This window comes from Vibrio sp. LQ2, assembly GCF_023920125.1.
GTDB lineage: Bacteria > Pseudomonadota > Gammaproteobacteria > Enterobacterales > Vibrionaceae > Vibrio > Vibrio fluvialis.
Genome location: NZ_CP085308.1, coordinates 1684250 through 1701759 on the forward strand (window position 1 = coordinate 1684250; position 17510 = coordinate 1701759).

22 protein-coding genes are annotated in these 17510 nt (G+C 52.9%); 9 read left to right on the plus strand and 13 right to left on the minus strand.

Going from position 1 to position 17510, the window contains the following annotated elements; genetic code table 11:
- Nucleotides 1–101 precede the first annotated feature (101 nt).
- The 5 genes from LGV68_RS07885 to LGV68_RS07905 all read right to left on the minus strand — a co-directional run bounded on the left by LGV68_RS07885 (nt 102) and on the right by LGV68_RS07905 (nt 4211).
- Nucleotides 102–809, minus strand: coding sequence for a helix-turn-helix domain-containing protein (locus tag LGV68_RS07885; RefSeq protein ID WP_055452032.1), 708 nt, complete (start codon nt 807–809; stop codon nt 102–104).
- Nucleotides 810–811: 2 nt separating this feature from the next.
- A complete protein-coding gene (locus LGV68_RS07890) occupies nt 812–1171 on the minus strand; it encodes an aldehyde-activating protein (protein ID WP_252536474.1) in 360 nt (119 codons plus the stop codon).
- Between the two features lie 44 nt (nt 1172–1215).
- Nucleotides 1216–2010: a PhzF family phenazine biosynthesis protein gene (locus LGV68_RS07895; RefSeq protein WP_158145994.1), complete on the minus strand. Its 795-nt coding sequence runs from the start codon at nt 2008–2010 to the stop codon at nt 1216–1218.
- A gap of 116 nt (nt 2011–2126) precedes the next feature.
- Nucleotides 2127–2663 carry a hypothetical protein gene (locus tag LGV68_RS07900; RefSeq protein ID WP_252536476.1) on the minus strand — a complete coding sequence of 179 codons (537 nt, stop codon included), beginning with the start codon at nt 2661–2663 and terminating at the stop codon, nt 2127–2129.
- Nucleotides 2664–2834: 171 nt separating this feature from the next.
- Nucleotides 2835–4211 carry a PLP-dependent aminotransferase family protein gene (locus tag LGV68_RS07905; RefSeq protein WP_252536477.1) on the minus strand — a complete coding sequence of 459 codons (1377 nt, stop codon included), beginning with the start codon at nt 4209–4211 and terminating at the stop codon, nt 2835–2837.
- Nucleotides 4212–4316: 105 nt separating this feature from the next.
- On the opposite strand from LGV68_RS07905, the gene LGV68_RS07910 reads away from it, so the two are divergent.
- Both LGV68_RS07910 and LGV68_RS07915 read left to right on the plus strand, forming a co-directional pair.
- Complete coding sequence (locus tag LGV68_RS07910; protein ID WP_158148552.1) at nt 4317–5222, plus strand: EamA family transporter; 906 nt, start codon at nt 4317–4319, stop codon at nt 5220–5222.
- 239 nt (nt 5223–5461) lie between these two features.
- Nucleotides 5462–6790, plus strand: a complete 1329-nt coding sequence (locus LGV68_RS07915) for an MFS transporter (RefSeq protein ID WP_158148553.1) — start codon at nt 5462–5464, stop codon at nt 6788–6790.
- 139 nt (nt 6791–6929) lie between these two features.
- Here the strand turns inward: LGV68_RS07915 and LGV68_RS07920 are convergent, their stop codons facing one another.
- From LGV68_RS07920 to LGV68_RS07940, 5 genes are all read right to left on the minus strand, one after another.
- A complete protein-coding gene (locus LGV68_RS07920; RefSeq protein WP_172558484.1) occupies nt 6930–7538 on the minus strand; it encodes a glutathione S-transferase family protein in 609 nt (202 codons plus the stop codon).
- A gap of 408 nt (nt 7539–7946) precedes the next feature.
- Nucleotides 7947–8321 (minus strand): hypothetical protein, encoded by a 375-nt coding sequence (locus LGV68_RS07925; protein ID WP_020328857.1) that lies wholly within the window; start codon nt 8319–8321, stop codon nt 7947–7949.
- Between the two features lie 211 nt (nt 8322–8532).
- Nucleotides 8533–8727 carry a 4-oxalocrotonate tautomerase family protein gene (locus tag LGV68_RS07930; RefSeq protein ID WP_020328859.1) on the minus strand — a complete coding sequence of 65 codons (195 nt, stop codon included), beginning with the start codon at nt 8725–8727 and terminating at the stop codon, nt 8533–8535.
- A gap of 18 nt (nt 8728–8745) precedes the next feature.
- The gene (locus LGV68_RS07935) at nt 8746–9138 is read right to left on the minus strand and encodes a nuclear transport factor 2 family protein (RefSeq protein WP_252536479.1); all 393 of its coding nucleotides are present in this window, start codon (nt 9136–9138) and stop codon (nt 8746–8748) included.
- The gene (locus LGV68_RS07940) at nt 9135–9755 is read right to left on the minus strand and encodes a glutathione S-transferase family protein (RefSeq protein ID WP_143683871.1); all 621 of its coding nucleotides are present in this window, start codon (nt 9753–9755) and stop codon (nt 9135–9137) included. Before LGV68_RS07940 ends, LGV68_RS07935 begins: the two co-directional genes overlap by 4 nt.
- Nucleotides 9756–9919: 164 nt before the next feature.
- Here LGV68_RS07940 and LGV68_RS07945 point away from each other — a divergent pair, with 164 nt between their 5' ends.
- Entirely contained in the window at nt 9920–10822 is a 903-nt protein-coding gene (locus LGV68_RS07945; protein ID WP_252536480.1) for a LysR family transcriptional regulator, read from the plus strand.
- Nucleotides 10823–10926: 104 nt separating this feature from the next.
- A complete protein-coding gene (locus LGV68_RS07950; RefSeq protein WP_020328864.1) occupies nt 10927–11313 on the plus strand; it encodes a hypothetical protein in 387 nt (128 codons plus the stop codon).
- A 50-nt stretch (nt 11314–11363) separates the two neighbouring features.
- On the opposite strand, the gene LGV68_RS07955 is transcribed toward LGV68_RS07950, so the two are convergent.
- Both LGV68_RS07955 and LGV68_RS07960 read right to left on the minus strand, forming a co-directional pair.
- Complete coding sequence (locus tag LGV68_RS07955) at nt 11364–11921, minus strand: hypothetical protein (protein ID WP_020328865.1); 558 nt, start codon at nt 11919–11921, stop codon at nt 11364–11366.
- Nucleotides 11922–12038: 117 nt separating this feature from the next.
- Nucleotides 12039–13064: a helix-turn-helix domain-containing protein gene (locus LGV68_RS07960; protein ID WP_222726752.1), complete on the minus strand. Its 1026-nt coding sequence runs from the start codon at nt 13062–13064 to the stop codon at nt 12039–12041.
- 222 nt (nt 13065–13286) lie between these two features.
- On the opposite strand from LGV68_RS07960, the gene LGV68_RS07965 reads away from it, so the two are divergent.
- From LGV68_RS07965 to LGV68_RS07975, 3 genes are all read left to right on the plus strand, one after another.
- Nucleotides 13287–13628, plus strand: a complete 342-nt coding sequence (locus LGV68_RS07965) for a DUF805 domain-containing protein (protein WP_154183069.1) — start codon at nt 13287–13289, stop codon at nt 13626–13628.
- A 12-nt stretch (nt 13629–13640) separates the two neighbouring features.
- Nucleotides 13641–14222, plus strand: a complete 582-nt coding sequence (locus LGV68_RS07970; protein ID WP_154183071.1) for a hypothetical protein — start codon at nt 13641–13643, stop codon at nt 14220–14222.
- Nucleotides 14223–14357: 135 nt separating this feature from the next.
- Entirely contained in the window at nt 14358–14774 is a 417-nt protein-coding gene (locus tag LGV68_RS07975) for a PaaI family thioesterase (RefSeq protein WP_222781464.1), read from the plus strand.
- Here the strand turns inward: LGV68_RS07975 and dsdA are convergent.
- The gene (gene dsdA, locus LGV68_RS07980) at nt 14771–16081 is read right to left on the minus strand and encodes a D-serine ammonia-lyase (RefSeq protein ID WP_222750041.1); all 1311 of its coding nucleotides are present in this window, start codon (nt 16079–16081) and stop codon (nt 14771–14773) included. The two genes, LGV68_RS07975 and dsdA, sit on opposite strands and share 4 nt — an antisense overlap.
- A gap of 174 nt (nt 16082–16255) precedes the next feature.
- On the opposite strand from dsdA, the gene LGV68_RS07985 reads away from it, so the two are divergent.
- Together LGV68_RS07985 and LGV68_RS07990 are read left to right on the plus strand one after the other, a co-directional pair.
- Nucleotides 16256–16717 (plus strand): carboxymuconolactone decarboxylase family protein, encoded by a 462-nt coding sequence (locus tag LGV68_RS07985; RefSeq protein WP_020328871.1) that lies wholly within the window; start codon nt 16256–16258, stop codon nt 16715–16717.
- A gap of 21 nt (nt 16718–16738) precedes the next feature.
- Nucleotides 16739–17470 (plus strand): helix-turn-helix domain-containing protein, encoded by a 732-nt coding sequence (locus LGV68_RS07990; protein ID WP_252536482.1) that lies wholly within the window; start codon nt 16739–16741, stop codon nt 17468–17470.
- Nucleotides 17471–17510: the final 40 nt, after the last annotated feature.

Here is a 17510-nt window from a genome sequence, read left to right on the forward strand (position 1 = left end):
TTTATTAAATTGTGCGGAAAGGACACTTTGCTACGCCGAGATGGTGCTTTTCGTGTTGCCTCCGCCACAAGTTCACCATATGTATTGTTGGGATGGAAAACTTACTTGGCGTAGAACTTGGGCGGCTGGCCAAAATAACGGCTGAAACTGCGGCTGAAAGCGGAAGGATCCTGAAAGCCCACTTGCTCAGCAATCAGACCAATCGGGTAGTCGGAGTGAGTCAGCAGTGCGCGGGCACGCTCCATTCTCAGTTGGGTAAGGTACTGAAACGTCGTCATCCCCAGATTGGCTTTGAACAGGTTCTTGTATTGAGTGGTGCTCAGGCACGCAATGTTGGCCAGCTCATTGATGGTCAGTGAACGGGCCAGATTATCGCGCATTGTCTGCACCGCTTTTTGAATTCGCGGGTCGATTTTGCGCGCAAAGCTCTGGCGAGCCAACAGCGCCAGAAACAGCTCCAGCGTCATGGCTTCAATGTGTTTATCAACCTGCGCACTGAGCTGCTTGTCGACGAACTGAATGTACGCCAACGCTGAAGGATCAAGCAGAAAACTCACGACTTCCGACTGAGTCAGATTGGCAGGCAGTTCGTTGAGATCGGCAACCAGAAAACGGAACGCTTCCGGCGCGCTGAAATCGTGGCGCGATCCGGCGCGAATCACCACGCAATCGCCCAAACCAGATTTGAGCACGACATCATCGACCACAATGTCGATGTAGCCCGATAGCGGCAACACCAACTGGTGATAGTGGTGCATGTGGCTGGTGGAGTGGGCAGTGTAGGAGCGAATCGACAGACGGTTGCGCATTGTTAATCCAGATAACGCCACGAATCGGCGCCGTCAAAGTGGCGAATGGTCAAGGCCTGTTGGACCACGGCATCAAACATCCGATAGTTGACAGCAAGGCGCTCGCTGCCCGTGCCCGGAGCCGCCTTGTAATGGGTGACGCAGCCGCATCCTTTACAGCGCTGAAACTCAATACATTGATCACCCCATACATACTGTTCAAGACCCGCCCCCTGATCGATGACCTTAACTTCAGGTTGAGTAAAGTAACCCCACAGCGCACCATAACGGCGACAAATAGAGCAGTTGCATTCAGTGGCTGTCGTGGTGAGACGCGGGATCTCCAAACTGATGTTGCCGCAGTGACAGTGTCCACGAATCATAATGTCGTCCTTCCTGAGTTGAGGTTTCAACGGCATCAAACGTGCTAAGCAACGTGAATGTTGCCACGCAGATAGAGCACGCCATGGCCGGAAACGATGACGCGATCGCCTTGCAATTCGCACTGCAGCAAACCGCCACGTTGTGACGCCTGATAAGCGAGAAGCTTGGTTTTACCCAGACGTTCGCCCCAGAATGGCGTCAGTCCGGCATGAATTGAACCCGTCACCGGATCCTCATCACCGCCATTGGCGGGCCAGAAATAGCGCGAGATAAAATCATAGTCGGTCGATTTGGCCGTCGCAACCACATCATACGGTGCGAGTTGTTTGAGTTTTTGGTTATCGCGCAGCACCTGAGTCACCGCTGCTTCATCCTTGTACACCGCAAAATAGGCTTGAGGGCTGAGAAGCACTTCATCAGGCTTGATGGAAAGCCCTTCCAGCAAAGCGGCCGGAATGTCACTGACAGGTTGCGGCGCGCGATTGGGAAAGCTCATCGCGATGCGCTTGTCCGCCGACTGGGTAACGCTGAGTGTGCCGACGGCGGCAGTATCGAACGTCAATGTATCGCCTCCGCCAAAGTGATTGAACAACACGTAAGCGGAGGCCAGTGTCGCATGGCCACAGAAATCAATTTCGGTCAGAGGAGAAAACCAGCGGATGGCGTAATGGTCCGCAGCAAGGCGTTTGATGAACGCGGTTTCAGAGAGGTTGTTTTCCTGGGCAATGGCGAGCATGAGCTCGTCGCTCAGCCAGTCCGTGACAGGGACAACGGCGGCCGAGTTGCCCTTAAAGCGTTCGGTGGTAAAGGCATCAACCACAAACAGTTCCAGTTCCATATTTTCTCCCGATTCCCTCTGATGTTTGATTGTCCAACATACAGAAAATCAGGCATATAGCAACGGGGAAGCACAGAGAAAAGCCGGGGCTTAAAGCCCGCCCCGACAATAACCAATTAGTTTTCCATCATCTGCATGGCTTTTTTCATCAGGATCGGTTTGAGGCGTTGCGCTGCTTTTTTGTCTTCATCAGTCATGCAGCGGTTCAGCAGTTCAATCACGTTGTTCTGATTGGCAATTTCCGCTTCGAGCTCGTTACGGCTCTCCGCTGGCAGGGATTTCAGTAACGATTCGCTGGATTTGAGCATCATCTGCATCTCTTCCATCATCATCCACTGCATTTTGTGGGTGAACTCGAAGTACTCAACCGGTGACATGCCATGATGTTTGGCTGCTGCTTCCACATCCGCGACCTCCTTGGCGGGGGCTGAAGCGACGGCCTGTTGATAGTGGCGTTGCCAGTCACAGTGCGCCGCGTAGGTCAGTGGCATCGTTGTCTCGTCGGTGTCAAAAGAATCCTCTGCGGTTGCGTCGAGCTCTTCGGTCACCTGCATGTAAGTATCGAGGTTTTTCTCAGTCAGTACGGTTTTCGCAAAGCCTGATGTTGAGCAGAGTAGCAGTAGCAGACCTGCCCATACCGGGGTGTGTTTCATTTCGTCGTTCCTTTGAAAGTTAAGCCAGCTGGCGTTGACGTTATTATTATGATTTTCAGCACGTTAATCACGGCATGAGAAGTCTAGGAGCTGGCGATGAAACTGTCTATCTCTTGTGCAATTTTGTGCTTAAAATCTTAGACACAAGACGCTTTGCGCTGGCATTCGCGCTTATAGGCGCACGTGCTGCTTGATGACCGTCATCAGCCTAGCCAGTTCTTCGGTTATCTCTTCGCTTGGCGCAAAGCCGATATTAATGCGCAGGCAGTCCTGATAGCGCTCAGACTCTGTAAACCAAGGGCCGATACGAATATCAAGCTGCGCCTGTTCAGCAGCCTTACCGACGGCTTTGGCATTGAGGCCGGGGATCTGCATCCATAACACCAAACCACCATCGGGCTGCGTAATCCGGCTGCCTGTTGGCAGATGTTCACTCAGGTAATTGAGGTAGTAGGCTTTGTGCTGACTGAGCTGGTAACGCACCCGTTTGAGATGACTGGCGTAAGCGCCGGAGTCGATAAAATCGGCCAGTGCATACTGAATCAGCGTTGGCACGCCCAAGGCTCGTTTCAGATATGGCTGAAAAAAACGCCCCGGGCGGCACCAGCCAATCCGGTAACTGGGGGACAAAGTTTTCGATACTGAGCCACACCACAGAACGTATCCGCCGTCATCGTAATACGCGGCGGGCAGCAGTGGCTGATGGCGATGGGGCAGTTCCAGATACACGTCATCTTCAATTACGGGCACCCGGTAGTGATTAGCAAGTTTAGCCAAGCGCTCCTTTTGCTGGCTGGAGAGCGTAATACCTTGAGGGTTCATGTGGGTGGTGCAGAACAAACCCGCCTGCACTTGGCCACATTGAAGGTGCTGTTCGAACTGATCGAGGTCGATGCCATCAGCCAGAGAGGGAATTTCGATAATGCGCAATGAAAGTTGGGAGAGCAAATCCAACAAGCCATTGTAACAGGGCGAACTGACGGCCACGGTGTCGCCGGGTTGTGTGCAAACCTGTAGTGCGTTTTTGACCGCATCCATACAACCGTGGGTGATCACCAGCTCTTGTGCGTTGAGCGCAAAGCCGCAGTGCGTGAAATGGGTGGCGAGTGCGTTGAGCAGGGTTGGTTCGCCCTGAGGTTCCGGGTAATAGGTTATTTTGTTGGCGGCCCGTTTCATTGCGCGGCGCAGGCTGCGATCCAGCGCCTGCTGCGTGGGATTATCCAGTTGCAAACGCGATGTACCGAGTGGCCCGCAAGGTGCCAGCGTGCGGCTGCGAATGGTGGTTGGTGTGGTGACGGTGCTGCGAAAAGGTGGCCAGCTCGGCGGCGGTGCAATCTGGCTTTGCTGAGCAATAAAGAATCCGGCCTGCGGCCGGGCAATCAACCAGCCTTGCGCTTCGAGTTCAGCATAGCAACTGACGGCAGTCGAGACACTGACGCCATGTTGGCTGGCGAACTGGCGCAGCGACAACATACGATCGCCTGGCGTCAGTTTCCCTGCCTCAATATCGTGAACAAATTTCTCTGCCAATTGTTTATACCGCGCCATGCTGTCACCAAATTGTACTGGTTAAATTTTATAAAATTGTATCTGTACTGTTTTTTTTCGGCAAGGGAGACTTGGGTGACAAGGTTAAAAGTCAGGAGATAAGCAATGCAGGGACGAGATTTACTGCTCATCATCAGCGTGATGGCAATCTGGGGATTCAATTTTTCGATGATCAAACTGGGCGTGAGCGAGATGGATCCGCTGCTGATCGCCGCCGCGCGCTTTTTCTGCGCCACGTTTCCAATCATTTTCTTTGTCCGCAAACCCAATGTGCAATGGCGCTATCTGATGGCCTATGGCTTGGTGTTCGGTACTGGTATTTGGGGCATGGCATCGTGCTCCATCACGTTTGGTTTGTCGTCGGGTATGGCATCGGTGTTGTTGCAAACCGATGTGCTGACCACCGTGCTGGTCGGGGTGTTGCTGTATAAAGAGGTGATTTCCGCCCGCATGGCGGCAGGGATCGTGGTGTCCGTGGTTGGGCTAGTGGTCTCCATCATTTACACCAATGGCAACGTTACGCTCGCAGGCGTGGTGTTTATCATGATCTCGGCAATTTGCTGGCCACTGGCGGGAGTGATTGTACGCAAATCGGGCACGCGCTCGGCTTTTGCATTCAACATTTGGGGTATGTTGTTTGCGCCGCTGCCTTTGGTCGCGCTGAGCGTCGGCATGAATGGATGGGACGTGCTGAGTACCACCTATCAACAGTGGAACAGCAATGCGTGGATTTCGGTGCTGTTTCAGGCTTACCCGACCACCGTATTCGGCTATTGGGTGTGGAACAAAATGGTCCTTAAATACCCGATGAGTCAATTGGCGCCGATGACGCTGTTGGTGTCGGTGTTTGCACTGCTGAGCGGTTACGCGATCTACGATGAGCAACTGTCGCTCGCTCAGTGGGTATCATGCAGCACCTTCTTACTGGGAATTGGTTTGGTGCTCTATCCCCAGAACAAAAAACAGCCTGCGTTTGAGAAGCGAACAGTGAGTACGCCCACCTCCGTATAACGCGTCATTAAGCGCTCGAAATGCTCTGGATTTTTATTCAGGGCATTTTTGCTTTCTGGAAGTGGGCTGGTTGAGAGATTCAGTCCACGGTTACGCGTTTCAGTCATGTACATTGCGCTTAAAGAACTGCTAGATTGAGAGGAGATTCCTGCGAACAAGACGTTCATTTTTCTCGTCGCGCCAATCAACGGGCGACGCATTGCCGACAGTACCCTCGGCATGTTTACAAGGACTTGTAGATGACAAACCCTCTGCGTACTTTTGCCTCTTTGTACAGCACGACACTGCTGACTGTGCTGGCCAGCGGCCTGTTGACGACCTACCTCGGACTTCGCCTTTCAGCCATGCAAGTGCCTGAAATCTGGATTGGTGGCATGATGTCGGCATACTACGCGGGGCTGGTTGCTGGTTCTAAGATTGGTCACCGTTTGATTGCACGGGTAGGCCACATTCGTGCGTTCGTAGCCAGTGCCGGGATTGTCACCGCATCCGCTCTGGGCCATGCATTAGTTGATCAGCTCACCATTTGGATTGTGCTGCGGCTGATAGTCGGTATCGGCATGATGTGCCAATACATGGTGCTGGAAAGCTGGCTGAACGAGCAGGCAGACAACAGTCAACGGGGCACGGTGTTCGCCAGTTACATGATCGTGTCGTACCTTGCGTTGATTCTGGGCCAGGGCGCAATCAGTCTCTACCCCGATTTAGGTCTGGAACCGCTACTGCTGATCGCCATCTGTTTTGCGCTCTGCATTGTGCCGATTGCCATTACCCGGCGTATTCACCCGGCGCCATTGGTGCCCGCGCCGCTGCACATCACCTATTACTGGAAAAAAGCACCGCAAGCGCTTACTACGGTAGCGATTGGCAGCATGGTGGTCGGTTCGTTTTACGGCCTGGCACCGGCTTATGCCAGTAATCTTGGGCTGGCGCCGGAAGAGGTCGCCACCTACATGACCGCTACCATTTTAGCTGGCCTGCTTGCTCAGTGGCCGATGGGTAAACTTTCTGATGTCATCTCGCGCAGTAGCCTGATTCGCATCAACTGTGTGTTGCTGGTCGGGTTGACACTGAGTATCGCATTCACGCCTTACCATCACTTTGCGGCACTGGTGATGACATTTCTGTTTGGCATCTTAGCGTTCACTCTCTATCCGCTGGCTACCGCGCTGGCGAATTCTCGCGTCGAACAAAGTGAGCGAGTCGGTCTATCGGCGACTATCCTGCTGACCTTTGGTTTGGGAGCCAGTATCGGCCCGCTGATTGCCTCAGGCGTGATGCAATGGCTGGGCAATAATATGTTGTATGGCTTTATGGGAGCGTGTGGTTGCGTGCTGTTCTTGACGCTGCAATACATCAACACACAGCAAAAAGCCGAAGTGCAAACCACCGAAGATTACATCATGGCGACGGGCGATTTAGTCTCTTCGCCACTGGCGGCGGCGCTCGATCCGCGGGTTGATATTGAATCAGTACAAGAGCAGATGACGCCAACTCCGGACACTGACGATGAAGAGATGGAATCTGAATCTGAAGAGGAAGAAGAGAGTAAGGCAGAAGTGGCGTGAGTGATTTTCTTCTTGCCGCCACTATCACGATTTGCCCAAATAAGGCCTTAAAAAGGCGCTTATTTATTCTTCGCACATCCCGACAATCACGTGATTGATGGCAACCCGTTGAGATAATGTGAGAGTGGAACTGAGCCATTTATGACGCGTGTCCTTTGACAAACACTTCGTGTTGGCTGACTCGTTGCAGATAGTCTTGCAGGTTAGGGGCGTGTTTATCGACCAAATCGGCCGGAACATGATCGAGCGCACCGGAACAAAGGTGGCGAAGCAACATCATTACTCTAAGATCGGCGATCGTGAGACGATTGTCCGCAAAGTAGTCACCCGCTTGAGCTAGTTTCTTTGAAAAGAAGGTCAGATACGCCGGAAAGACCGTAGCGCATAACTTTTCTCGCGCGGCTTTCAGTTCTTCGCCTTGCAAAGAAAATGTTTCTGCAACTTTCGCGGTGAGTTCTTCTGCCGCGTCCAATGCTTCATCGCACAGCAGCGCTTGAATGGGGTCATTCGGGTATAACCCCGTCAATTTGCCCACATAGCGGTTGATTGCGTTGGATTGAGTTACCCGTTGGCCTTCAACGTCCATTACGGGCACTTTGCCTAGCGGGTAATCCTTCGCCCTTTCAGCCAACTCTTTGGGTGAAAAACGCACATCCTCGAAATCGATGCCAGCATAACGTAATGCAATGCGTGCGGGTTCCGCTCGTCCACCGGGAAAATCAAAATAGTGAATAGATAGTTTGCTCATTGCTCAGTCCCTTTCATCGGTTTTGGATAGTTAAGAAGTCATTACGGTTAGTTGCAGTTAAAACCTGTCGCGGCTACACAAAAAATAATCTATGAAGATTCTATTTGCGAGTATTGTGCTGAAACATTGTTTAATGATGAGCCCATATTTACTGACGACGTTGGGCCAATTTTTTCACTGAACCTATCGCCTTCGAGATCAGCCACGATCATCGTGCCGACGGGCTGATGTCCTACAGCGGCTAAGATAAAAAGCTGCCAGTTCTAAGTAGAACAAGCGGTAACCACCGCTTGAAAAGCGCAGAAACAAAAAAGGCGTTAGCAGATTGACTAACGCCTTTATCATTGATGGCATCCCGCCTCAGGTGGCAGATGACTTTCATGTTACTGATTGAGCGGGGTTAGGCTCTTATTCAACATCGCAATTGGTGCAACTTTGCAGGGCGATTTCGTGTTCAAACACGATGGCTTCGTTACCTTCTGCCGCTAGCTCGGCTACCTCATCGGCGACTTCTTGTTCATCTTCTGCTTCAACTTGATTCTCAAGCTCTTCTTCTGAATAGCCGTAGAAGTTCAGCAATAGATACTCACGCGCTTCGTCTTTAGTACAAGTCACGTTCACCGAAATATCCGGCTCAATGTTGCCTTGTTCGATAATCGCGGTCACTTGTGCCAGAACATCATCTTTCATCGCTGCGGTTAACCAACCAAGATCGGTGCTTACTGTGGTTTTTTTGCAGTTAAAACAAGGCAGTTGATGGAAGTAATATTGAAAATCAGTCATAGGTCATGTCTTCTCTGAGAGTTGTACCGGACGATTATGCGCGTTTTCCAGCAAAATACTATCTCAATAGACAGAGAAGTGGGTTGCCCTCGGTGGATTTGGTTCTGGCGGGGTGTCAAAGCCGCTGTTGAGTGTGTTTACCGATGCTTGATTGAGACAAAGCATCCACCCTTGGTTGAGAGTGGATGCTTGGTTAACTGCGCTATGACAGTCAGCGGCGCAGTTCCGTTACCTGATCAAAACCGACGCCCCAGTTGTCTGTGTTGACCTCGTCGATGACCACAAAAGTCTTCTCCGGGTTCTTATTCAGGATATCGACCATCAGTTGCGTACAACCTTTGATGATCGCCTGCTTTTGTTCTTTGGTCACACCATCATCGGTGACTTTTACGTTGATATAAGGCATGTTTTCTTTCTCCTAATCTTAAGGTTTCTCAAACTCAACTGACACGTCGGTGTACATTTTGCTGACGATGCGCCACTGTCCGTCTTCCTTCAGAAGCCCCAAAAAGTCGATGTAATCAAAGCTAAACAGCGGACAATGAATTTTCGCCATCGCTTGATCTTTGACGATATCGAGCGACTCAATCTTAAAGTTAAATGCGAGGCTCAACTGCTCAGGACTTTTCCGCTCCGACACATCGTTAAGCCACTCAGTCATGCTGCGTCGAACGCCGGGGGCTTTCAGGCTCACGTCCGGGTGAAAAATGCGCCCAAGCAGTGCGGCATCACCTCGGTGTAGCCCGTCAAAATAGTGGTTGATGATGGCGATGATCTGCTGACGATCATCATTGCCGTTAAACGTTGTGGGCATCATTTATCCTTGTTTTGCTCGGATTCAACACGTTGTGCTTCGATAGTGCGCTGAAAGTTCGGCATCGCCTGCACGGTTTCAATCATATGACGAGAGCGAGGCCCGATATTGATATCCACCGGAAAATACGCACCCCAGGTGGCGTAGACCGCGAGCAAAATATCGGCCGCGCTCGGGGCATTGCCGCCGAGGTATGGTTGGGCCTGCAACAGGCTTTCGACATATCGCCATAGAGTGCTGATTGCATCAGCTGCCTGATTCAACGCGGATTGCTTGACGGCTTCATCATCGATATTCGCGGCGATAAAGAACAGTCGGCTGTAGGCGGGGTGCATCGTAGCGTTCGCAAACAGTATGTTCTGAATCGCGTTCTGGCGCGCAAAACCGTGGCTGGGAAGCAGGGTGTTTTCGTGCTTGGTTAACAAATACAGAATGATAGCCGCCCCTTCCGTCAGCGTATGTTCTCCATCCACCAGAACCGGAACCGCTTGAATTGGCGTTATTGCGGCAAAATCAGCGACGTGTGCTCTGTCGACAATTTTTACGTCTTGCCCGAGTTCAAGCAAAATGACTTGTGTCGCAATGGCGCAGGTACCAGGGGAATAATAGAGTGTGTACATGGTGTTCTCCTTAACTAGACAAATTTCTTCACCGATTCGGCTTGGCAAGCAACGCTCGGTGATGGACTTATCCTAGTCCGCACTATTGGTTTCATATATAGCTATAATGTGCATATACTGTTCTCAAATCGAGAACAATGATGGCTTTATCGGGAGAGTTGAGGATGGATAAACTACGCGCTATTGAGCTCTTTGTGCGCTTAGCCAATCTGGGCAGTTTCACTAAGGTCGCTGAGCAGACTGGCATCTCAAAATCGATGATCAGCAAAGAGATTTCACGTTTAGAAGCGGATATTGGCGCGCGCTTACTGCATCGCTCCACCCGTAATGTTCAACTGACGCCCGTCGGAGAGGGCTATTTGCAGCGCGCGAATGACATTCTGGCAAAACTCGCCGAAGCTGACAGCTTTGCGCAGGATTTACAACAAAACCTGCGTGGTAAGCTGAAGATCAATGCACCGATGGCTCTGGGAATCACTGATTTATCCGGTTTGTTTGCCGATTTCATGTTGGCTCATCCCGACCTTGAGCTGGATATTCATCTGGGCGACGAACAGATGGATCTGGTCGAGCATGGCTTTGACTTGGGGTTTCGCGCGTCAAGCCAGCCGATTGATGTCAACTATGTCGGCAAAGAGCTCACTCATTTCAGTTACAAGGTGTGTGCATCACCGGGCTATTTAGCCAGTCATCCCAACATTCTGATGCCCAAAGATCTGAAGGCGCACAACTGCTTCGTTTACAGCTATTTTCAAGGCAAACATGTCTGGCCGATAGAGGATGGCGTCGCCATCAGTGGCCGACTGAAAGTCAACAGCACGATGTTCATGATGGAAGCCATCAAACGAGGTCTTGGAATCGGGTTTATTCCGGACTTTGTCGCACAAAGCGCCATTGATAGCGGCGAGGTGGTGGAAATACTCGCGGATTCCAACAAGCCTCAACTGACGCTCTACGCGCTTTACCCAGCCAGGCATCATGTGCCCGCTAAGTTAGCGTTATGTATCGAGTTTTTACAGGCGTGGTTTGCGAATAAGAGCCGCGAAGTACGCGAAGGCAGCGCATAAGCAGCCTGTCTGTGCGCCACCTTACTCATAATGTCTTCTACACTCATAAAAGGTCGGGCGGGTGTTTTATGCCGTGAGCCTGAAATGAGAATGAGGAGAAAGCGATGAAACGCACCTTATTGTTGGTCGTATTGGCGTTATTGGCATCACCAGTAAAAGCCGGTAACAACAGCGTGAATAGCGAATTCAGCCATGCCGTTGGCGGCGCGGCGATGGCCGGGGCATTTGTATGGGCGTCGGACGCTTGGTGGTCTAAAGAGGATAGGGGCTGGGTCGGTTTTTATATCAGCACGGCTTTAGGGGCGGTGTCGCAATACTATGAATATGAGCGAGGGACAAATACGGGCAAAGAGGCATTTCTGGATGCGGCGTCGCACGCACTTGGGTCCGCTATCGGGGCATATGTGACCGACCGCTACTTGCTCGCCCCTGTCATTGCTCCCGAGGAGCACGGTACCTATGTCGGCCTGACCGTGAGTCTTCGCTACTAACTGGAGATATCAGCCATTCAATGATTGAGGCGTTCCTGCCTCAATCGACGTCAGATGGGCTTTTTGCTGGCATTGAATCTCTCTTCGGCGTCCCGGAACACGGATTTCACCCGCTCGACATCCCATGGATGTTCGACCAGGGTTTCATGATCCCATTCGCTTCTGGGTTCGTGAGGCGCGAAAAAGTCACCGCCATAGACATGAATGGCGCCCGTCATTTTCCCGATCGGATTGAGCACGGAATGGATCGTAGTGGTATCGAGTACGCACACGTCTCCTGCTCCGAGTGATTTTGCCCCGCGAGCTTCAATGCCGTTTGGCGTCCTTTGCCAGAAAATATTATCTTCTCTGCCCGAATAGATACCGACCACCGAAAACATCTGATGATTGTGTGGCATTAAATTCATGTAAGGCGCCCACTTGAAATTGATGATTGTGAGCGCAGGTGAGCGGTAGAGCAGATGGATACCAGCGTGCTCTTGTTGGCCAAGTACTGAAGCCACCATTCTGGTCTCAGACATGGCTTCTGACACCACCGCATTAACCGCTTGTTCCCCCTCTGCGACGGCCTGAATGCAATTCTCAATAAACTTATCGGTGTTAAACATGAATGTGCCCTCCGTTACTTTCTCTGCACAAGAGAAATCACACATCTCATCGACTTTCCTAATCACTTGCTACAAGTATTAGCTCAGGTTGGCGACTCGACAAGGGATGAGCTCATGTCAGTTCACACTCTTGCGAAAGCCGCTGGGCGTCAGTCCGGTCACGCGGCTGAATTCACGATTGAAGTTGGATTTGGTTTGAAAACCGGAATTCAGATAGACCTGCGTAATGCTCTCATCGCTGTGCAGCAAACGCTGCTTGGCGTACTCGATGCGATACTCATTGAGTATTTTTGAGATGTTGCGGCCGTGAATCTGATTGACCGCCATTGAAATCTGCCTGGCTGGAATCGTCAGTTTGCGCGCCAGACGATCCAGAGTTAAATCCGGGTCAAGAAATGCCTGCTTTTCGTTCATCAGTGCATCGAGTCGCGTCAGAATCGCCTGTGCGTGTTCATCGCTCATGGCACTGTTATCGCTTTGCTCAACGGCAGAGTCCGGCGCGCTCGCTTGCGGTTCTTCTTCGGCCGCGTGCAAGGTACTTTGCGCCACCATCACCACCGCTAACGCTAAGGTTGGCAACAACAGGGTGTAACCGACCGCCAGAACATACATCGCGTGGCGGCCCTCATACAGTGCGAAATCAAGTGTCAGCGCGCCATCAATGCAGGCAGAAAACAGCAGCATGCAACCGGCGATGCGCTCGGCGTAGCGCACCCAGTCCATATCGGACAACCGGACTCGCGACGCTTCATTGCGCGACGCCAGCAGCAGCGCGATACCGTAACCGATATACAGCGCCGTCAGCATCAAATCCAGTGGCGCATGCCAATACGGATAGCTCAGCGACCCGGCGGCAATCACCAGTGGCCCGAGCCAATGCAGGCGCGCGAGCCTTCCGGATTGGTGGGCGCGGCGAAAACAGTGCCAGGCCGCCATCGGCACCAGCGCGGCACACACCGGCTGCAACATGCGAAACAGTGCAATATCCAGTGTCCAGCGCAGGCCGACAATGGCCGTGGTTAAGGCGCAGAGCGCGGTAAACAGGCTGGCGGGTTTGGTCGCCGCATCGGATTTGACCCACAACACGATCGCCAACATCAACAGCAGCAATGAGACAACAAAGGGCAGGGGAATGGCGATCATCGGCTTTCCTTACATGGGTAACGTTTCATAATCCAACGTGCTAAGCCTACCGATTTCTCCGCGTCACGTGAAGATGTTGCGGTCCTCAAACCGGATGTAGGAAGTCCTCGAACCGGATCGAGGACTCGCCCGCCAAGGGATTGCGCCAAAGTGACCCTGTTCGGCGCAACTGCCGGACATCATTTTTAACGACAGAGGTCATAGGCGAGAAAAAGGAGCGCGATGATGAATTGGTATTGGCAGGCGTGGCAACTTGGGCTGAGTTTTTCCGGGCGAGCGACGCGTCAGGCGTACTGGATGTTCTTTTTGGTCAATCTGCTGGTCAGCCTTGTATTGGTGGCGCTGGAGATCAACGCCGGTTCGCCGCCGTGGGTGGAAGTGGCGTACAGTATTCTCAGCTTTTTACCGCTGGTGGCGGTGACGGTGCGCCGTTTGCACGACACCGGACGTTCTGGCTGGTGGAGTTTGGTGTTCTTTATTCCGGTGATTGGCGTGGTCGTGCTGTTGGTGCTGATGGCGCAGCGCAGCGAGCCGTACCGCAATCGCTTTGATATCGCGCAATAGGGAGAATAGAAGATGAGACGAATTAAAATAGCAGCTTGGTTGGCACTCGTATGGGCATTTGGTCTATCAAGCGCGGCGCAGGCAACGGAAAACCCGCGGGTGAGCGAACATGGACAAGACAAGACGGCAACATGGCTCCCCAGCGATGTGCAAGGCATGGTCATCGTGCCGACTGTGGCGGAGGGGCATCTGGTTTATCTGCATGGGATAGCTGGTAAAGGCGCGTACCTGAGTCGCAATGAGGATGGCGAACTGTGCATTGTGGCGCCGCTGCACATCGTGGCGGGTAACTTTGAGCAAGGCGGTATTGTGGTCAAAGAAACCGGCCCGGTGACGCTGCGCATTTACAGCCGCGAAGTGTCGCAAGCGCTGAAAAACGGCGATCAGGTCACGAGTGAGCACTTACACGTGACGCAAGGGTTCGACCATGAACCCGGTGATGTGGCGATCGAAAGCGGCATCGGCAGCCAAGTGCATTTTATTTTGAACCCGCGCCGCAAGTGGACCTCGTGGCTCAATGGCGAATGGTCAGCCGCGCGCTGTCAAACCGCGACCGAGGCGCAACTCAAGCAGCTCTACACACGTCAATATTAGTGTCAGGTTCGAGAATCGTTACTCGGTTCATTAATCGCGATCAGGTGCATGGGTTCGCTGCAAACATTGATTCCACCTCAGAATCCGATTTGTTATTGGCATATGCTAATTTTATTTTTGAGAGTGAGGTGGATGATGACCAAGGCATTAGAATCGCACGCAATGTGCGCGGTGTGCTCGCCAGCCGAGCACAATCCTTATTCATTGGGCGTGGCTTTGGCTTGCGACGAACGCGGGCAAGTGAGTGGTCACTTTACCGTCTGTTCGCGTCATCAGGGGTATCGGGGAAAGCTGCATGGTGGGATTGCCAGTTCGCTGCTGGATGCCGCGATGACGCACTGTTTGTTATATCAAGGCATCGAAGCGTTAACGGCGCAGTTGGACGTACGTTTTCATCACCCGATTGTGGTGGGGGAACAGGTGGTGATTTCGGCGCACTGCGATACGGTGCGCCGAGGAATTTACCTGCTGACCGCGCAGCTACACGTTGACGGTGAGCTGCGGGTCAGCGCTAGCGGCAAATTTCTCCAAGAGAAAGTGAGAACGAGCTAGCTGCGCAGGTATTTGTCCATTTCGTCTTTCGGCACCATGCCGCCCCCGGTTGCCCACACCAAGTGCGTGGCGCGGCTGAGTTGGGCGTCACTGAAACCATGCTGAGCGAGATAGCCGTGATCGCGCTGCGCGACCACCGGCCCCTTCATGCCCGCCAAGGCTGACGGTTCGAGCTGAATCTGTTCGTAATCGCTGAGCATTTTCAGCAGCGTAAATAACGTTTCGTCGCTGACGGTGTAATAGCCATCGAGCAGGCGTTCCATGGCGCGGCCGACAAAACCCGATGCACGCCCGACTGCGAGGCCATCGGCTGCGGTGAGGTTATCGATGCCCAAATCCTGCACGCTGATGGCATCGTGCAAACCGGTGTGTACCCCAAGCAGCATGCACGGCGAGTGAGTGGGTTCGGCAAACAGGCAGTGCACGTGATCGCCAAACGCGAGTTTGAGGCCAAAGGCGACGCCGCCCGGGCCACCGCCCACGCCGCACGGCAGGTAAACAAACAGCGGATGCTCGGCGTCGACGCGAATTTCACGCTGTACCAACTGCGCTTTGAGGCGCTCACCGGCCACCGCGTAGCCCAGAAACAGCGTGCGGGAGTTTTCATCGTCGATGAAAAAGCAGCTCGGATCGTTTTGCGCTTGTGCGCGCCCTTGTTCAACGGCGACGCCGTAGTCACTGTCGTATTCCACCACGGTGACGCCATGTGAGCGCAGTTTGGCTTTTTTCCATTCACGGGCATCGGCCGACATGTGTACCGTGACGCGAAATCCGAGTTTGGCGCTCATGATGCCAATCGATAGGCCGAGATTTCCGGTGGAACCGACGGCAATCTGATGCTGCGAGAAAAAGTGGCGCAGTTCATCACTTGCCAGCGTGCGGTAATCGTCTTCAAGGTGGAGTAAACCCGCTTGCAGCGCGAGTTGTTCGGCGTGGGCCAGCACTTCGTAAATTCCGCCTCGCGCTTTGATCGAGCCCGAAATCGGCAGATGGCTGTCGAGTTTGAGCAGCAGCTTGCCCGGCATGTCGGTTTGGTAGTGAGATTGCAGCGCGCGGCGCATGTGATCGATGGTCACCAGCGGCGATTCGATGATGCCCTGGTTGACGGCGGTTTCAGGAAACACCTGTTCAATATACGGCGCGAAGCGGCGCAGCCTTGCAGCCGCATCCTGCACGTCTTGCTCACTCAGGCCAACATGGGGCAGGCCTTCCGCCAGTGTGGTGATGTTGGGGTTGAACCATTGCGTTTCTTGTAGCGCAATGAGCTGTTTGAGCAATGGAAATCGTTCAATAAGGGCATCGGTCATAGGGCACCTTCTCATCGGGTTTTAGCTTGTCATCATAACGATTTGTGTCGGTTTGCCTAGGGCGGGTCAATCAAAGTCTGAACCGATTCTTCACCTTGGCCGGGTGGATGTCGAAAATCTTCAATCTCTGATGCTTCTCTTTCCTTATGCTGTGAAAAACAGAGGAGAAAGACCATGTCAAAACGCATCAACTACATCCACATCGCACCGCAAGCCATGGAAATTTTGTACACGCAAGAAGCGTACTTCCATGACCAGTTTCGTCAGTCGGACACCATGAATATGACCATCTGGGAACTGGTAAAGTTGCGTGTGTCGCAAATTAATCAGTGCGCTTTCTGTATCGACATGCACAGCAAAGACGCGCTCAAAATGGGTGAGCAGCCCGAGCGAATCTGGGGACTGAGTGCCTGGAAAGACATGCCACTTTACAGCGAGGCCGAACGCGTGGCGTTGGCGTGGGCAGAACTGCTGACGGCGGGTCAACCGGTGGAGGATGACGCCTATCAGCTCACCTTGAATACCTTTGGCGATAAAGCTATGGTGAACCTGACGGTGGCGGTGAATGCCATCAACAGCTGGAACCGGATAGTGAAAGTGTTTAAGCCGCAGGTGGGACTGTATCAACCCAACTAATCGCAATGTGGGAACATCCGTTTGGATTTAGATTTTGAGATTTTCAAACCGCAGGGATTATTAGCCGACCAGATTCAGGCAATCTGGTCGGTTTCTGTTGCGCCTGAAACCGAGCAAACCGTGCGCAGGCAACTCCTCAGCGATGCAGGCACGGGCGTGACCTTCATTTTGCAACAGCAGGTGCAAATGGACAACGAATGGCAGGCGCCGGGCGTGGTGTTGCTGCCGGTCAGCACCTTGGCCCATCAGGTTGGCTTGCCACCGGGAGCCGTGGTGGCGGGGGTACGCTTTCATCCAGCGGTAGGCTATCAGCTGTTTGGTGAACGGTTGGAGACGCCGCTGCGTATTGCTGGCGACCACCCACTTGCCGAATCCGCACAGACCGTCTTTTTAGCGCTGCAAAGCGCGCGTTCTCCGGCCGCCAGAATTACTACGTTATATCGTTGGTGCCACGCGTTGATCGCGCAGTATCAGCCGCAGGATGTGGGGCATATCATTCATCGCCAGCCCGAGACGCTCAGTCAGCGTCAGCGCGAACGCCAGTTTCAGAAATGGCTGGGGATCACGCCGAAACAGTATCAACGCATCGTGCGGGTGAAACAGACCTTGGAGCAACTGCGCGCGCAACCTCATGTGTCGCTCGCCGATTTGGCACTCGAACAGGGTTTTGCCGATCAGGCCCACATGACGCGCGAATGCAAACAGATTGCCCGCATCACGCCCAAACAATTTATCCGCCAGCGCAGGCCCTGATTGGCTGGCCAGCAAGCATAAAAAAAGCGCCGCAAGACGG

Excerpts from the sequence above, each read along its gene's own strand:
- LGV68_RS07950 (WP_020328864.1), top strand. The coding sequence starts at position 10,927 with ATGAAACGCACCTTATTGTTGGTCGTATTGGCGTTATTGGCATCACCA.
- LGV68_RS07920 (WP_172558484.1), bottom strand. The coding sequence starts at position 7,538 with ATGAGCAAACTATCTATTCACTATTTTGATTTTCCCGGTGGACGAGCG.
- LGV68_RS07935 (WP_252536479.1), bottom strand. The coding sequence starts at position 9,138 with ATGATGCCCACAACGTTTAACGGCAATGATGATCGTCAGCAGATCATC.
- LGV68_RS07930 (WP_020328859.1), bottom strand. The coding sequence starts at position 8,727 with ATGCCTTATATCAACGTAAAAGTCACCGATGATGGTGTGACCAAAGAA.
- LGV68_RS07910 (WP_158148552.1), top strand. The coding sequence starts at position 4,317 with ATGCAGGGACGAGATTTACTGCTCATCATCAGCGTGATGGCAATCTGG.
- LGV68_RS07955 (WP_020328865.1), bottom strand. The coding sequence starts at position 11,921 with ATGTTTAACACCGATAAGTTTATTGAGAATTGCATTCAGGCCGTCGCA.
- LGV68_RS07975 (WP_222781464.1), top strand. The coding sequence starts at position 14,358 with ATGACCAAGGCATTAGAATCGCACGCAATGTGCGCGGTGTGCTCGCCA.
- LGV68_RS07890 (WP_252536474.1), bottom strand. The coding sequence starts at position 1,171 with ATGATTCGTGGACACTGTCACTGCGGCAACATCAGTTTGGAGATCCCG.
- LGV68_RS07895 (WP_158145994.1), bottom strand. The coding sequence starts at position 2,010 with ATGGAACTGGAACTGTTTGTGGTTGATGCCTTTACCACCGAACGCTTT.
- LGV68_RS07900 (WP_252536476.1), bottom strand. The coding sequence starts at position 2,663 with ATGAAACACACCCCGGTATGGGCAGGTCTGCTACTGCTACTCTGCTCA.
- LGV68_RS07885 (WP_055452032.1), bottom strand. The coding sequence starts at position 809 with ATGCGCAACCGTCTGTCGATTCGCTCCTACACTGCCCACTCCACCAGC.
- LGV68_RS07965 (WP_154183069.1), top strand. The coding sequence starts at position 13,287 with ATGATGAATTGGTATTGGCAGGCGTGGCAACTTGGGCTGAGTTTTTCC.
- LGV68_RS07940 (WP_143683871.1), bottom strand. The coding sequence starts at position 9,755 with ATGTACACACTCTATTATTCCCCTGGTACCTGCGCCATTGCGACACAA.
- LGV68_RS07985 (WP_020328871.1), top strand. The coding sequence starts at position 16,256 with ATGTCAAAACGCATCAACTACATCCACATCGCACCGCAAGCCATGGAA.
- dsdA (WP_222750041.1), bottom strand. The coding sequence starts at position 16,081 with ATGACCGATGCCCTTATTGAACGATTTCCATTGCTCAAACAGCTCATT.
- LGV68_RS07915 (WP_158148553.1), top strand. The coding sequence starts at position 5,462 with ATGACAAACCCTCTGCGTACTTTTGCCTCTTTGTACAGCACGACACTG.
- LGV68_RS07925 (WP_020328857.1), bottom strand. The coding sequence starts at position 8,321 with ATGACTGATTTTCAATATTACTTCCATCAACTGCCTTGTTTTAACTGC.
- LGV68_RS07905 (WP_252536477.1), bottom strand. The coding sequence starts at position 4,211 with ATGGCGCGGTATAAACAATTGGCAGAGAAATTTGTTCACGATATTGAG.
- LGV68_RS07970 (WP_154183071.1), top strand. The coding sequence starts at position 13,641 with ATGAGACGAATTAAAATAGCAGCTTGGTTGGCACTCGTATGGGCATTT.
- LGV68_RS07960 (WP_222726752.1), bottom strand. The coding sequence starts at position 13,064 with ATGATCGCCATTCCCCTGCCCTTTGTTGTCTCATTGCTGCTGTTGATG.
- LGV68_RS07945 (WP_252536480.1), top strand. The coding sequence starts at position 9,920 with ATGGATAAACTACGCGCTATTGAGCTCTTTGTGCGCTTAGCCAATCTG.